Origin of the sequence: Azospirillum sp. SYSU D00513, assembly GCF_017356015.1 — a bacterium.
Classification (GTDB): domain Bacteria; phylum Pseudomonadota; class Alphaproteobacteria; order Azospirillales; family Azospirillaceae; genus Azospirillum.
In genome coordinates this window covers 89,131-102,445 of record NZ_JAFIQV010000016.1, presented here as the reverse complement: position 1 = coordinate 102,445, position 13,315 = coordinate 89,131, and the positions used below count along the sequence as shown (strand labels likewise).

14 protein-coding genes are annotated in these 13,315 nt (G+C 66.6%); 7 read left to right on the top strand and 7 right to left on the bottom strand.

Annotation, left to right across the window (positions count from 1 at the left end; translation table 11 throughout):
* Positions 1-33 precede the first annotated feature (33 nt).
* The 5 genes from JUB11_RS14010 to JUB11_RS13990 all read left to right on the top strand — a co-directional run bounded on the left by JUB11_RS14010 (position 34) and on the right by JUB11_RS13990 (position 4,189).
* A complete protein-coding gene (locus JUB11_RS14010; RefSeq protein WP_207459168.1) occupies positions 34-204 on the top strand; it encodes a hypothetical protein in 171 nt (56 codons plus the stop codon).
* A gap of 231 nt (positions 205-435) precedes the next feature.
* Positions 436-1,644: a glycine betaine/L-proline ABC transporter ATP-binding protein ProV gene (proV, locus tag JUB11_RS14005; protein ID WP_207459167.1), complete on the top strand. Its 1,209-nt coding sequence runs from the start codon at positions 436-438 to the stop codon at positions 1,642-1,644.
* Positions 1,645-1,647: 3 nt separating this feature from the next.
* Entirely contained in the window at positions 1,648-2,592 is a 945-nt protein-coding gene (locus JUB11_RS14000; protein ID WP_207459166.1) for a proline/glycine betaine ABC transporter permease, read from the top strand.
* Positions 2,589-3,254, top strand: a complete 666-nt coding sequence (locus tag JUB11_RS13995; protein WP_207459165.1) for a uridylate kinase — start codon at positions 2,589-2,591, stop codon at positions 3,252-3,254. Before JUB11_RS14000 ends, JUB11_RS13995 begins: the two co-directional genes overlap by 4 nt.
* A 59-nt stretch (positions 3,255-3,313) precedes the next feature.
* Positions 3,314-4,189: a glycine betaine ABC transporter substrate-binding protein gene (locus tag JUB11_RS13990; protein WP_207459164.1), complete on the top strand. Its 876-nt coding sequence runs from the start codon at positions 3,314-3,316 to the stop codon at positions 4,187-4,189.
* A gap of 63 nt (positions 4,190-4,252) precedes the next feature.
* Here the strand turns inward: JUB11_RS13990 and JUB11_RS13985 are convergent, their stop codons facing one another.
* Entirely contained in the window at positions 4,253-4,771 is a 519-nt protein-coding gene (locus JUB11_RS13985; RefSeq protein ID WP_207459163.1) for a YetF domain-containing protein, read from the bottom strand.
* A gap of 275 nt (positions 4,772-5,046) precedes the next feature.
* Between JUB11_RS13985 and JUB11_RS13980 the strand changes: the two genes are divergently transcribed.
* Positions 5,047-5,496 carry a PRC-barrel domain-containing protein gene (locus tag JUB11_RS13980; protein WP_207459162.1) on the top strand — a complete coding sequence of 150 codons (450 nt, stop codon included), beginning with the start codon at positions 5,047-5,049 and terminating at the stop codon, positions 5,494-5,496.
* Positions 5,497-5,584: 88 nt separating this feature from the next.
* On the opposite strand, the gene JUB11_RS13975 is transcribed toward JUB11_RS13980, so the two are convergent.
* From JUB11_RS13975 to JUB11_RS13965, 3 genes are read right to left on the bottom strand one after another with little or no spacing between them, the layout of a single operon-like run.
* Positions 5,585-5,815 carry a hypothetical protein gene (locus tag JUB11_RS13975; protein ID WP_207459161.1) on the bottom strand — a complete coding sequence of 77 codons (231 nt, stop codon included), beginning with the start codon at positions 5,813-5,815 and terminating at the stop codon, positions 5,585-5,587.
* A 4-nt stretch (positions 5,816-5,819) separates the two neighbouring features.
* Positions 5,820-6,347 (bottom strand): hypothetical protein, encoded by a 528-nt coding sequence (locus JUB11_RS13970; protein ID WP_207459160.1) that lies wholly within the window; start codon positions 6,345-6,347, stop codon positions 5,820-5,822.
* A gap of 1 nt (position 6,348) precedes the next feature.
* Positions 6,349-8,334 (bottom strand): BCCT family transporter, encoded by a 1,986-nt coding sequence (locus JUB11_RS13965; RefSeq protein ID WP_207459159.1) that lies wholly within the window; start codon positions 8,332-8,334, stop codon positions 6,349-6,351.
* A gap of 348 nt (positions 8,335-8,682) precedes the next feature.
* Here JUB11_RS13965 and JUB11_RS13960 point away from each other — a divergent pair, with 348 nt between their 5' ends.
* Positions 8,683-9,531, top strand: a complete 849-nt coding sequence (locus JUB11_RS13960; protein WP_207459158.1) for an aldo/keto reductase — start codon at positions 8,683-8,685, stop codon at positions 9,529-9,531.
* Positions 9,532-9,540: 9 nt separating this feature from the next.
* On the opposite strand, the gene JUB11_RS13955 is transcribed toward JUB11_RS13960, so the two are convergent.
* The 3 genes from JUB11_RS13955 to JUB11_RS13945 all read right to left on the bottom strand — a co-directional run bounded on the left by JUB11_RS13955 (position 9,541) and on the right by JUB11_RS13945 (position 13,243).
* Complete coding sequence (locus tag JUB11_RS13955; RefSeq protein ID WP_207459157.1) at positions 9,541-10,017, bottom strand: GNAT family N-acetyltransferase; 477 nt, start codon at positions 10,015-10,017, stop codon at positions 9,541-9,543.
* 134 nt (positions 10,018-10,151) lie between these two features.
* Positions 10,152-11,861, bottom strand: coding sequence for a hypothetical protein (locus tag JUB11_RS13950; RefSeq protein WP_207459156.1), 1,710 nt, complete (start codon positions 11,859-11,861; stop codon positions 10,152-10,154).
* 476 nt (positions 11,862-12,337) lie between these two features.
* Positions 12,338-13,243 (bottom strand): LysR substrate-binding domain-containing protein, encoded by a 906-nt coding sequence (locus JUB11_RS13945; RefSeq protein ID WP_207459155.1) that lies wholly within the window; start codon positions 13,241-13,243, stop codon positions 12,338-12,340.
* Positions 13,244-13,315 lie beyond the last annotated feature (72 nt).

Sequence of the window (13,315 nt, the reverse complement as noted above, 5' to 3'; positions counted from 1 at the left end):
TTTGGTAGCATTGCCGGGAAGCGACAAAGTCCTATGAGCATGTCCTATGTCGATGCTCAGGTTGCTTTATCAAAGATCCGGAATTCTTGGATTCCATTTGAAGAAGGAGTACAGGCGGAGCGCAGGGAATATTCAGAGGGAATCTCTTTTGATCTTTTAGGTCTTCAACTTGGCTTTTCAGAAGAAGCCATTCTGGTGCGGTGATCTTCGCGTTGCGAAGCGCCCCCGTCGTGACCGCCTCGCGCATCGCCGCAGGTCCTCCTCCCGTCCGACGGTGCCGGCACCGGCCCTTCCCCTCGACCCATCCACGTCCGGCCATCCATGTCCGGCCGTCCAATCCGGCCATTCATTTCCGGTCTTCCGTGACCGGGCACCAGGCCTGGATCGGTTTCCCTGCGCTGCCGCCGCACGCTCGAAAACGAAAGGCGTCAGCGTATGTCCACCAAGATTGCCGTAAAAGGCGTCACCAAGATCTTCGGGAAGCACCCGGAGAAGGCGCTCGACCTGCTCCGGCAGGGGCGCTCGAAGGAGGAGATCTTCGCGCGCACGGGCCATTCTGTCGGCGTCCATGACGCCTCGTTCGATGTCGAGGCTGGCGAGATCTTCGTCGTGATGGGCCTGTCCGGCTCAGGCAAATCGACTCTCGTCCGCCTGCTGAACCGCCTGATCGAGCCGACGGCCGGCGAGATCCTGATCGACGGGCGCGACATCACCAGGATGCCCGCGCGCGAGCTGATGGAACTGCGCCGCCGAGACCTCGGCATGGTGTTCCAGTCCTTCGCCCTCCTTCCCCATCTGAAGGTCTGGCAGAACGCGGCCTTCGGCCTGGAGGTCGCGGGCGTCGATCCGGCGATCCGCCGCGACAAGGCGCAGCAGGCGCTGGAAGCCGTCGGGCTCGGCACCTACGCCGAGAGCATGCCGGGGCAGTTGTCCGGCGGCATGCAGCAGCGCGTCGGGCTCGCCCGCGCCCTCGCCAACGAGCCGTCGGTGCTCCTGATGGACGAGGCCTTCTCGGCGCTCGATCCGCTGATCCGCGCGGAGATGCAGGACGAGCTGCTGCGTCTCCAGGCGGAACAGCAGCGCACCATCGTCTTCATCAGCCACGACCTGGACGAGGCGATCCGCATCGGCGACCGGCTGGCGATCATGGAGGGGGGCCGCATCATCCAGATCGGCCGGCCGGACGAGATCCTGCGCAACCCGGCCAACGATTACGTCCGCTCCTTCTTCCGCAACATCGACGTCACGAAGATCCTGACCGCCGGCGACATCGCCCGGCGCGACCAGGTGACGCTGATCCGCCACGCCGGCGAGGGGCCGCGCGCCGCCCTGCGCCAGCTTCGCGAGCGGGACCGCGAATTCGGTTACGTGCAGGACGGCCGCAAGCGCTTCCAGGGCGTCGTTTCGGTGGAAAGCCTGCTCGCCGCCGGCGAGGGCGCCGGTGATGGCGCCGCCGGGCCGAGGACGCTCGACGATGCCCTTCTGCCGGGGGTGGAGCCGGTGCCCGCCGACCTGCCGATGGAGGAGGTGCTGCGCCGCGTCGCCGCCAGCCCCTGTCCGCTGCCGGTCGTCGGCGCCGACGGAACCTATCGGGGTGCGATCTCCAAGACGGCTTATCTGGAAAATCTCGGACGGACTCTCTGACCCATGGAATACCGGATTCCGCTCGGCCAATGGGCCGAGGCCATCGTCGATTTCCTTCTCGACCACGCGCAGGGCGGCTTCGACGCCGTCGATCTCGTGGTCGGCACCTTCGCCGACGGCGTGACCGACGGCCTTGCCGCCTTGCCCTCGCCGGTCCTGGGCGGGCTGTTCGTCCTGCTCGGCCTGTGGCGCCTGGGGTGGCGCTTCGCCCTCTTCACGGCGGCGGCCCTGCTGCTCATCGGCAACCTCGGCCTGTGGGACGCGACCGTGGACACGCTGGCTCTCGTGCTGACCTCCACCGTGCTGACGCTGCTCGCCGGCATTCCGCTCGGCGTCTGGGCGGGGCGCAACGACCGGGTGGACCGGTTCCTGCGCCCGACGCTGGACTTCATGCAGACCATGCCGGCCTTCGTCTACCTGATCCCGGCGGCGATGTTCTTCGGGCTCGGCAAGGTGCCGGGCGCCTTCGCGACGATCATCTTCGCCATGCCGCCGGCCGTGCGCCTGACCAGCCTCGGCATCCGCCAGGTGCCGCGCGAACTGGTGGAGGCGGGGCAGGCCTTCGGCTGCAGCGCATGGCAGCTCCTGTTCAAGGTGCAGATGCCGACGGCGCTCCCCTCGATCATGGCCGGCGTCAACCAGACCATGATGATGGCGCTGTCGATGGTCGTCGTGTCCTCGATGATCGGCGCGGGCGGCCTCGGCAACCAGGTGCTGAGCGGCATCCAGCGGCTCGACGTCGGGCTCGGCTTCGAGAGCGGGCTCGCCGTGGTGCTGCTCGCCATCCTGCTCGACCGCATCACCCAGAGCTTCGGGACCCGCTCCGCCGCCCTGGACCTGCGCGCTCTGCTCGGCGGCCTGCGCCGGCCGCGCGCCGCTGGCGCGGAGGAGGCACCCGCCCACGGGGATGCCGGCGCTCTCGCCGGGCGCGCGGTGGAATCGCCATGATCGGCGGCCTGGAGCGCCCGCGGCTGGACGCGCCGGCACCATCCCGGACAGCTGCCGGCCTCACGGTCGTCAAGATCGGCGCGGATCCGGCGGAGTGGGACAGCCTGTCCGAATGGCTTGAGCTTCTCGCGGCTCCGGACGGATGCCCGGCCGTGCTCGTGCCGGGCGGAGGCGCCTTCCTTACCGCCGTGCGCGAGGTGCAGGACAGCTGGCGCGTGCCGGAGGAGGTGGCGCACCGCATGGCGCTGCTCGCCATGGAGCAGCATGGGCTCATGCTCCACGGCCTCTGCCCGTCCCTGCTCCTCGCCGACGGGCTGGACGGGCTGCTGAACGCGGCGCGCGCCGGACGTCCCGCGGTCTGGCTGCCCGCGCGGACGGTGGCGGAGCGGCCCGCCCTGGCGCGGCAGTGGGCCATGGGGACCGACAGCCTGGCGGTCTGGCTCGCGGCCGAACTCGGCGCCGCCCGCCTGGCACTGGTGGGCTCCGGGGAAGGCTCCGGCAGCCCCGCCGATCCCCTGGCGCTGGCGCGGGAGGGGCTGGTGGACATGGCTTTCCCCGTCTGGAGCCACCGCTTCTCCGGCGAGATCTGGCGCGTCCATCGCGACGACATCGCCCTCATGGCCGCCCTGATCGCCGGGTGTGAGGCCCGGCGCGGCGCCTGAAACCGAGCACACGACATCAAAACAGTACCAACTTCAAAAAGCAGGGAAGGAAAAGACCTATGAACAGAATCGGAAAGACGCTGGCGGCGCTATCCGTCGCGGCCGCCGTCCTGGCCCCCGTCACCGGGGCCAACGCCGACGACAAGACGATCAACATCGGCTGGACCGCCTGGTCCGACGCCGAGGCGGTGACGAAGCTCGCCAAGAAGGTCCTGGAAGACCGCATGGGCTACAAGGTCGAGCTGACCATGGCCGACATCGGCGTCCAGTACCAGGGTGTGGCCACCGGCAAGCTCGACGGCATGCTGATGTCCTGGCAGCCGGCGACCCACAAATCCTACATCGACAAGGTCGGCAAGGACCTGGTGGACCTCGGCCCGATGTACACCCAGGCCAAACTCGGCTGGGTCATCCCCGACAGCATCCCGGCCAGTGAGCTGAAGACTATCGAGGACCTGAAGAAGCCCGAGGTGAAGGCGAAGCTGAAGGGCCGCATCCAGGGCATCGACCCCGGCTCGGGCCTGATGCAGCTGTCGGAAAAGGCGATGAAGGCCTACAGCCTGGACGGCTACCAGCTCGTCTCCGCCAGCGACGCCGCGATGCTCGCGGGCCTCACCCAGGCGGTGAAGCGCGACGACTGGATCGTGGTGACGAGCTGGAGCCCGCACTGGATGTTCTCCAAGTGGAAGCTGCGCTACCTGGAGGACCCGAAGGGCGCGCTGGGCGGCGAGGAGCACATCAACAAGCTCGTCCGCAAGGGCTTCGAGAAGGACCACCCGGAGGCCCACGCCTTCCTGACCCGCATGGTTCTGCCGATCGGCGACGTGGAGTCCATCATGGCCGAGGCCCAGGACAGCAGCTACGAGGCCGCCGTCGACAACTACATCAGGAAGAACCCGGACCGCATCGAGTCCTGGGTCACCGGCAAGAAGTAAGCCGGGAGGAGTCCCCGTGGCGGGAGGGAGCCGGACCGGCGCCCTCCGCCATGGGGCCGGCCGTCAGGCCTCCGCGCGCTGGACATTTTCCAGGGTCGGAACCGGCTGTTCCTCCGGATCTCCGGACAGCACGCTGAACGAGCCGTCCGTTTCCAGCACCAGCGCGAACACCTTGTCCAGGCCGGTCAGCCCCTGGGAGCGGAGCACGGCCATCACCTCCTCGCGTGTGACGCGCTCCTGCTTCAGGGCTGCGGGAAGAAAGCTGCCCCGGTACACGAGCATCGTCGGGTGCGCCTTGATCAGTTCCTGGAAGCCGGGCGAGCGCACGGAAAGCCAGGTGATGCTGTACTGAAGGCCGACGAGCAGCGTCATCGCCAGCACGCCTTCCGCCAGGGCCACCGATTTGCTGAGCAGCACGGTCGCGAGGGTCGAGCCGAGCGCCACCGTCACGACGAGGTCGAAGGCGTTCAGCTTCGTCAGAGTGCGCTTTCCAGACACGCGCAGCACCAGCACGAGCGCGGCGTAGGCCAGAATCCCCACCACGAGCACGCGCCCGAGCCCAGCCCAGCCGTTGAAGAACATGCTTGCCTCCTTTCCAAATGCGCCGAATGGCACGCGATCCATCTTTCGGCAGGGCCAACTCCCTCGTGCGGGAAACGTTCCCTGAAAGTGGATTGGATAGGATTTCAACGCCGCCGTGCGTGTGAGCAGAAAGTGTAATGTACATTCAAAACAAAAGTTCGCTGTTTGTTGCATTTTTCTGGCAAGAAGGATGAATGTGCTACTCTGGATTTTTTAGGAACCCGGTAAGATTGGCGTTGTTGGTCTGGGGTATCCCAAGCCATTTGGAGGTTTCCATGCACAAGTCTATTGGCGGTGCCGTCGTCGCATTATTCGCTCTCGGATCGGCCGGCGCCTTCGCTCAGCAGCCGCCTCCCGCGGGCTCGCCGCAGCCGCAGACCCAGCAGCAGCCTCAGGCTCAGCAACAGCCACGGGACCAGCAGCAGTCCCAGACTCAGCAGCCCCAGACCCAGCAGCAGGCCAATCTCCCGGCCAGCGCCGACTCCATCATCGGAAAGAAGGTCATGGGGCAGAAGGGCGAGGAGATCGGCGAGATCAACAACGTGCTGGTCGACAAGGACGGCAAGGTCGCGGCCCTGATCGTGCAGCAGGGCGGTGCCATGGGGCTGGGCGGCAAGCAGACGGCCGTCCAATGGGACAAGGTCCAGCTGAACGGCGACATGGTCACGCTCAACATGCCGCCGGAGCAGGTTTCGCAGCTGCCGGAATACCAGGGCGCGCAGTAACCCGGCCCAGGGGCAGGGACCGGCGCCGAAGAGGCGCGGAAGATGGGGCATCGCCGGTCGGGCGGTGCCCTTTTCGATTCCGTTCTCCTTATTCCTTTTCGATGGCGCGGCGCTCGGCGGGTTCGATGAGGATGGCGAGTTCCTCGTCGGCCATCGTCAGGCGGGGCGGGACCACCAGCCCGAGCAGTTCCTGCATCCGGTGTTCCTGCTCCGACAGTTGCCGGCAGGCGGGACGCAGCCGGAAGCGCGCCCAGGACGGCACCGGGCCGAAACAGCGCTGCCGGCGCCGGCGCGTGAAGATGCGGTCGAGCCAGGCCATGCCGTCACCCCATGAGATGGAAGGGCAGCAGCAGGAACGCCGCCGCCAGGAAAGTCAGCGACAGCAGCACGAGGCGCAGAGCCCAGGTGCGGCTGCGCGCGCTGACCGTGTTGCCCCACAGATGCTGCTCGAAGGCGATGGAGTAGCTGGCGGTCATCAGATCCATCATGCCGGCGGCGACCTCGTCCTCGCCCATCACGGCGCGCATCCGCTCCTCCGCCTCCATCAGGTCGGGCAGGCGGGGCGCCTCGTGATGGACGAAGAGCCATTCCACCATGAAGACCTGGTGGACGGCGGCGAGCAGCACCACCACGCTGGTGGTGGCGAGCACGGCGATGGCCATTGCGGCCGGCTCGCCCAGCCGTGATGCGTCGAACTGCACCAGCAGGTTGCCGAGGGCGAAGACCGAGAAGGAGATCGCGGACACCGGCGTCCCGATGCTGCTGCGGATCGATTCCCGGCGCGACCGCTCGCTCATGTAGATCTGCCGGAAATGCTCGTGGCGGAGTTCGCGTGTCGAGGGAAGCGGCATCTCACCAGCCCACCCATTTGCCGTATTCCTGCACGAAGTCGCGCAGGATGGCCTCGCGGTTCATGCGCTCCGGCGGAAGCTGCTTGTGCAGGCCGCCGCGCAGGATGACTTCGGCGCGCGTCTGCCACGGCTGCCCGTCGTTCTTGATCTCCGGGAAGGCGAAGGTCATGGGGTGGTAGGCCCGCGCGCGGACGCTGTAGGTGAATTCCTCCTGCCCGTTGCGGAGCACGGCGATCCCGGCGCTGAAGGAGGAGGTGTCGATCTCCGTCCCGCGGCCATGGCGCTCCAGTTCGGCCGCGATGTCGCGGAAGGCCGGCAGGACGTCCTCGGCGATGAAGCGCGCGACTTCCCGCCGCGCGGCGGCCGCACCCGGCGGGGCCGCCGCCTGTCCGCTCCTGCGGCCCATCATGGCGGCAAGGCCCTGCCGCCAGTCCCCGGCGCCCGGCGGCTCCGCCGGCGCGGCCGCCGCACCCGCGCCCGGCGAGGGCGCCGCGCGGCGGGCCGGTTCCATCCTGCGCTCGCTGCGCAGGCTCATGACGAGGCTCACGCACATCAGCACCATGACGACCGCGAAGGGCAGGGCGGTGGTGACCGCCGCCGTCTGCAGGGCCTGAAGCCCGCCGACCAGCAGCAGCAGCGCCGCGACCACGCCGGACAGCAATGCCCAGAAGATGCGGGTGGCGATCGGCGGGTCCTGGTTGCCCCCGGACCCGATGATGTCGATCACCAGCGCGCCGGAATCGGCGGAGGTGACGAAGAAGGTGATGACCATCAGCGTGGCGATGGCGGACGTGATGGTGCTGAGCGGCAGCCGGTCGAGCATGACGAACAGCGCGGTCGGCACGCTCTTCTTCACGGCGGCGGCCATGCCGCCGCCCTCGAACATCTCCATGTGGATCGCCGTCTCGCCGAAGACGGTGAACCACAGGAAGGTCAGCGCGACCGGCGCGAACAGCACGCCGCCGATGAACTCCCGGATCGTGCGCCCGCGTGACACGCGGGCGATGAACATGCCGACGAAGGGCGCCCAGGAGATCCACCAGCCCCAGTAGAACATCGTCCAGCTCGCCTGCCACTCCGCTCCGGCGTAGGGCAGCGTGCGGAAGCTGGTGTAGGGCAGCGTCCAAAGATAGCGCCCGATGCTCTCCACCAGCGTGGACAGCAGGAAGACGGTGGGGCCGAGCAGGAAGACGAAGGTCAGCAGCAGCAGCCCGGCCAGCATGTTCAGCTCGCTCAGGCGCCGGATGCCCCGTCCCACCCCGGTGACGGCGGAGATGGTGGCCACGACCGTGATCGTGGCGATCAGCACGACTTGCTGCCACAGGCCGACATCGAGCAGGCCGAGATAGTCGAGGCCGGCGTTGATCTGCATGACGCCGAGGCCGAGCGAGGTGGCGATGCCGAACAGCGTGCCGAAGATGGCGACGATGTCCACGGCATGGCCGGCCCAGCCGTGGATGCGGTCGCCCAGCAGCGGGTAGAGGGCCGACCGGACGGTCAGCGGCAGGTCGTGACGGTAGGCGAAATAGCCGAGCGACAGCCCAACGATGATGTAGATGCCCCAGGCGTGCAGGCCCCAATGGAGGAAGGCGAGGTTCATCGCCTCGCGCGCCGCGTCCGGGGTTCCGGCCTCGCCCACGCGCGGGCTGGTGAAATGCAGCATCGGCTCGGCGACGCCATAGAACAGCAGGCCGATGCCCATGCCCGCGCTGAACAGCATGGCGAACCAGGTGGGGTAGCTGAATTCCGGCTCGTCGTCGTCGTGGCCGAGCTTGATCGCGCCGTATGGGCTGGCGAAAAGCCAGAATACGAACAGCAGGAATCCGGCGACCGTGAGCACGTAGAACCAGCCGAAATTCCCCACGATGAAGGCCTGGACCGCCGAAACGCGGGCGCCGAACGGCTCCGTGAACAGCGCCGCCAGAAGGACGAACAGGAGGATCATCCCCGCGGCGGTGAAGGAAACGGTCTTGTTGATCCCTTGCATGAACACTCCGGCAGTTTCGCATCATCGGGCCTGGGAAAGGCGGCCTTCCTTGGCACGACAACGGCGGGAGCGCCCCGGTATCACGCAATTCGTCGCGATTCCGGCGAAGAAAGCCCGCTCGATTCGAAATTGCCTATCATCGGCCGGCGAATCTCCCCCGGCGGCCCGCATCCAGGCGCCGGAACCCTCCTGGACGCGCATGGACGGGAGCCGGGACGTGCAATCGGCTGTTGCCGGTACCGGACATGTTCGTTTTCCCGCATGCCGGCGATCCGTTAAGCTTGAGGGCGGGAACGGAAACGCCGAACATCACCCAAGACGCCGAAGCCATCCAAGAAGGGGTCCGCCATGCCGTCCGACAGCTTCCGCACCGTCACTCTTCCGTCCGGCGAGGCCGTCCCGGCGCTGGGTCAGGGGACCTGGTACATGGGCGAGAGCGCCCAGGCCCGGAAGCAGGAGGCCGACGCGCTGCGTCTGGGCATGGACCTCGGCATGACGCTGATCGACACGGCGGAGATGTACGCCGACGGCGGGGCGGAGGAGGTGGTCGGCGACGCCATCGCCGGCCGGCGCGACGAGGTTTTCCTGGTCAGCAAGGTTCTGCCGAGCAACGCCTCGGCGCGCGGCACCATCGCCGCCTGCGAGCGCAGCCTGAAGCGCATGGGCACCGACCGCATCGACCTCTACCTGCTGCACTGGCGCGGCGGCGTGCCCTTCCGCGAGACGCTGGAGGCCTTCGACCGGTTGATCCGGGACGGCAAGATCCGCCATTGGGGCGTCAGCAACCTCGACCCCGCCGACATGGAGGAATTGGTCGACCTGCCGCAGGGACGCGCCTGCGCCACGAATCAGGTGCTCTACAACCTGTCGCGCCGGGGCATCGAATACGACCTGCTGCCCTGGTGCCGGCAGCGCAACATCACACTCATGGCCTATTCGCCGATCGAGCAGGGCCGCATCCTCGGCAACCCCGCGCTGAAGGCCGTCGCCGCCCGCCACGGCGCCACCCCGGCCCAGGTGGCGCTGGCCTGGCTGCTGCGCCGCGACGGCCTGATGGTCATCCCCAAGGCCGGCAGCGCCGAGCATGTCCGCCAGAACCGCGCGGCGCTGGACCTGACGCTCAACGAGCAGGACCTCGCCGAGCTGGACCGCGCCTTCCCGCCCCCGACGCGGCCCCGGCCGCTGGAAATGCTCTGAAGCCCCGGCTCAGCCGAGCATCTTCCGGTATTGCAGGAACCCCGAGCGGTCGGCGATGCGGTCGTAGAGCTGCATGGCGTCGGTGTTGGTCTCGTGCGTCAGCCAGTAGACACGCGCGCATCCGGCCGCCCTGGCCTCGGCATAGACATGCTCGATCAGCGTCCGGCCGAGGCCGGCACCCCGCCGGTCCGGTGCCACGAACAGGTCCTGGAGATAGCAGTAGTCCCCGGTTGTCCAGCAGGAGCGGTGCATGATCCAGTGCACCATTCCGGCCGGCTCGCCGTCCACGAGCGCCAGAGCCCCGAAGACCGGTTCCCGCGGGTCGAGCAGGCGGTTCCAGGTGACCTCCGTCGTCTGCTCCGGAATCTCCACCTTGTAGAAGGCCTGATAGCCGCGCCAGAGCGGAAGCCAGGAGCCGCGGTCGGCGGATTCGAGGGCGCGAACCTGTGTGGTCGGCGGGGTGGAAATGGTTTGCGTCGTCGCCATGGCGGCCTCCGATAGGTCTGGGGCTGATAGTGCAACAGCGCCGTTTTTCGGAGAAGCCGTTTCCCGCCTGCGCCAAATGGCAACGGAACCGCGCCGGACCACCCGTCAGGGCGGCCCGGCGCGGGCCGGACACCTTACCGTTGGATCAGGTTGCGAACGGCGAAGGGATTATCCGGCGTTGCCTTGGTCGGTGCCTGCGGCACCGGTTCCACGGCGCCCAAACCGGCCTTCAAGGGCTTTTCGAGCGAATGGGCGAACAGGAATCCCCAGACGAAGTCGGTCTGCAAGGCATTGAGATTGGCCGGAGCCTGGCTTGACAGATACCAGTCCGGGTTCGGGGTACCGAAGTGGCTCTGCGCGTAGCCGGAAATGTTGAGGTCATTCATGAAAACCCCGAGCGGGATGCCCGGACCGGCGGCGTTCGTGGTGGCGCGCGCGTGGCAGCTGATGCAGGACGAGCTGTTCACGAATCCGCCCTCGGTGACCGAGTTGCCCAACCGCGTGAATTTGCCGGTGGAATCGGTGAATTCGGTCTGGGATCCCTTGAGGCGATAGCTGCGCCATCCGCTGGACGTTGCTGAGGGAGTCCATGTGCCGTTGGCCGCAAGCTGTGTCTCGCCGCCGACATTCAGGCTGGTGAGGAGTTGGTCGAGGTTCGGCGAGATCGCGCCACCCGGATAAACCTGGCCCGTCTGGTAGATCCAACTTGGAATCGGCAGGTTGTCGCATTGCAGGATAGGCATGGTGAAGTTGTTCGCCTGCCCCGCCGCCACTGGATCCGGGCTGGAATAGCCATAAGAGTCGTTGCAGCCCGTGTAATCGCAACGCCCCGGATTGTTCACGTGCTCGAAGGTTGTCCACACCCAATTCGGGGTGTCCTTCGAAGACATATGCATGGCGATAAGCCAGTATTCACCAGGCTCGAAAATCTGGCTGTTGTTGTCATCGCTCTGGGAAAAGTTCTGCGTCATCGTCAGCTTGATGTAGGGATTTTGCGGATCATCCCTCATGCCGATCTTTTCCGCGCGATCACGGCGGATCCAGTTGCTTTTGATCATCACGGATGCGACTGGAAAATCGATCTCTCCCGTGGCGCCGTTGGAATTCGCCAGGCGATAGGGTGTTCCATTGGTCCCCGACGAGAGGTTCGCGGCGTTCACGTTATAGACGGCCGTGATGCCCTCCGTGTTGTACAGATCGTTCTCGAAAATGAACTGGAACATGGGCTTGTTGCGGAAAACGACTTCCGCCATGGACTGGCGGAGTTCCCGGCCAGGGTCGGCCGAGGCGCCCGCGGTGAGCGGCTGTGCGTTCGGCTTGGCGAACGGGTCGACGATGTGCGCCTTCGACGGCGGCTGTCCCACCCGCAGGCTGTTCTGTGCGGACGCCTTATGCTTGTGGTCGCCGGGGTAATAGGGGCAGGCCTGCGGTGCCGATGCGCCCCCCTCGTCCTGATAACCGGGGTTTGTCGCGGCCGACGGATCGCAGCAATCGGTCTTGTTGTCGGCCGTGCAGAGCCGCAAGGGATTCAGTGGCCAGGTTTGCTGGTCCGAGGCCCAATCCGCCCAGAACTGCTGCTGGATCCCCTCGATGAACAGCTTCCAGGCGAAGGTATCCGGGCAGGTCATGGCGGGGTTGGAAAGTCCATCCCCGATCACGATGCGGCCATTCTCCACACGTGCGTCGCACGTCCTTGCGTTCAGCGGTTTGCTGAATTGATAGAAGTTCGCGTATATCGCGGTCTTGGGTGTCGCCTGACAGGCCTGTTGCGCCCAGGCTTGACCCGAGGCGACAAGCGACGCAACCACCACAGTGGCGTGGAATGCGCGCAACGAAGATCTCATGACACTATCCCCATTCGTTGTTGTGCCTGCCGGACGTCACGACGGCGTGCCCGCGGTCGGTCCGGAGGGGAACCGGACTGCGGCCGGGCGAGGTTGAAGCCGAGCGCAGGCAGGCAATAACGCGGGTCCGGCCGCCATCCCCCATGGCTCTCCGGGACCTCGCAACATCAGAAAAACACTCTTTTAAAAGCAAAACGTTCGCTATACGCGGACGCTAGGGAGGAAACAATACGAAATCAACTGTTATTTGCTGATATTCACAAGTAATAATAAAACCACTCCAAGGTATGGCAATTAACTGTTGGGTAACATGCGGGGAATACATACGAACTATTCAAAGAAAGTGTAATCTACGCATCCGGTTCTTGCCGGCTGGCCCGGGGTGAACGCGGGCCATGGCGGCTCCGCATCATCGGGGCATGGCTGCACATGCCTGCCAGTGCCCATCGTGGTGCAGCTGAAACTCGCCCACAGCTTCAGGCCCGCGTTGCCCTCTCAGCCTGCGGCAGCAGCCAGTCCCGCAACGCCTTCAGCGCGGGGAAGCCGGCCTTCTCCGGCGGGTAGAGCAGGTAATAGCCCCGGTTGCCGGGAAGTCCCTGGTCCAGCGGCACGATCAGGCGGCCGTCGCGCAGTTCCTCCTCGACGAGGCAGCGCGCAACCAGCCCGATGCCGATCCCGGCCTCGGCGGACTGGATGAGGTGAGCGGTGAACTCGAATTGTGGCCCTGGGCGCATGTCGCGCAGGGGCAGGCGTTGGAGGGTGAACCATTCCCGCCAGGCCTCGGCCCGCACGGCGATGTGGAGCAGCGGGTGGCGTGAGACGTCGGCGGGGGTGTGGACCGGATGGCGGGCCAGCAGGGCGGGGCTGGCGACCAGCACCATCTCCTCATCCTCCAGCCGGTCGGCCAGAAGGCCCGGCCAGGGCTCGACACCGACGTTGATGGCGGCGTCCATGCCGCTGTCCTTCAGGTCGTATTCGCCGATGCGCGTGTGCAGGTGCACGACGATGTCCGGGTGCCGTTCATAGAATCCGGCAAGGCGTGGCAGCAGCCAGCGCGAGGCGAAGGTCGGCAGCACCGCCAGGTGGAGCGTCCGGCTCTCCGCCCGGTGAGCGGCGACGCGCGCCCCGGCGCCGCGGATGCGCGCCAGGGCGGGCGCGATGTCGCGGGCGTAGATCCCGCCGACCTCCGTCAGGGTGACGTGCCGGCCGGACCGGTGGAACAGCTCCACCCCCAGAAGCTCCTCCAGGGCCTGGACCTGCCGGCTGACGGCGCTCTGCGTCAGGGACAGCTCCTCCCCGGCTTGGGTGAAGTTCTGGTGCCGTGCCGCGGAGTCGAAGGCCAGCAGCATCGACATGGACGGGGTGAGGCGGCGCTCGCTCATTCCGAAAACTCATCAGCAAGCGGAATAATGATCGCTTATCCTATGCACGGCACCACTCTAAAGTCCCGTTCG

Excerpts from the sequence above, each read along its gene's own strand:
- JUB11_RS13955 (WP_207459157.1), bottom strand. The coding sequence starts at position 10,017 with ATGGCGACGACGCAAACCATTTCCACCCCGCCGACCACACAGGTTCGC.
- proV (WP_207459167.1), top strand. The coding sequence starts at position 436 with ATGTCCACCAAGATTGCCGTAAAAGGCGTCACCAAGATCTTCGGGAAG.
- JUB11_RS13985 (WP_207459163.1), bottom strand. The coding sequence starts at position 4,771 with ATGTTCTTCAACGGCTGGGCTGGGCTCGGGCGCGTGCTCGTGGTGGGG.
- JUB11_RS14000 (WP_207459166.1), top strand. The coding sequence starts at position 1,648 with ATGGAATACCGGATTCCGCTCGGCCAATGGGCCGAGGCCATCGTCGAT.
- JUB11_RS13975 (WP_207459161.1), bottom strand. The coding sequence starts at position 5,815 with ATGGCCTGGCTCGACCGCATCTTCACGCGCCGGCGCCGGCAGCGCTGT.
- JUB11_RS13995 (WP_207459165.1), top strand. The coding sequence starts at position 2,589 with ATGATCGGCGGCCTGGAGCGCCCGCGGCTGGACGCGCCGGCACCATCC.
- JUB11_RS14010 (WP_207459168.1), top strand. The coding sequence starts at position 34 with ATGAGCATGTCCTATGTCGATGCTCAGGTTGCTTTATCAAAGATCCGG.
- JUB11_RS13965 (WP_207459159.1), bottom strand. The coding sequence starts at position 8,334 with ATGCAAGGGATCAACAAGACCGTTTCCTTCACCGCCGCGGGGATGATC.
- JUB11_RS13950 (WP_207459156.1), bottom strand. The coding sequence starts at position 11,861 with ATGAGATCTTCGTTGCGCGCATTCCACGCCACTGTGGTGGTTGCGTCG.
- JUB11_RS13980 (WP_207459162.1), top strand. The coding sequence starts at position 5,047 with ATGCACAAGTCTATTGGCGGTGCCGTCGTCGCATTATTCGCTCTCGGA.
- JUB11_RS13960 (WP_207459158.1), top strand. The coding sequence starts at position 8,683 with ATGCCGTCCGACAGCTTCCGCACCGTCACTCTTCCGTCCGGCGAGGCC.
- JUB11_RS13990 (WP_207459164.1), top strand. The coding sequence starts at position 3,314 with ATGAACAGAATCGGAAAGACGCTGGCGGCGCTATCCGTCGCGGCCGCC.
- JUB11_RS13945 (WP_207459155.1), bottom strand. The coding sequence starts at position 13,243 with ATGAGCGAGCGCCGCCTCACCCCGTCCATGTCGATGCTGCTGGCCTTC.
- JUB11_RS13970 (WP_207459160.1), bottom strand. The coding sequence starts at position 6,347 with ATGCCGCTTCCCTCGACACGCGAACTCCGCCACGAGCATTTCCGGCAG.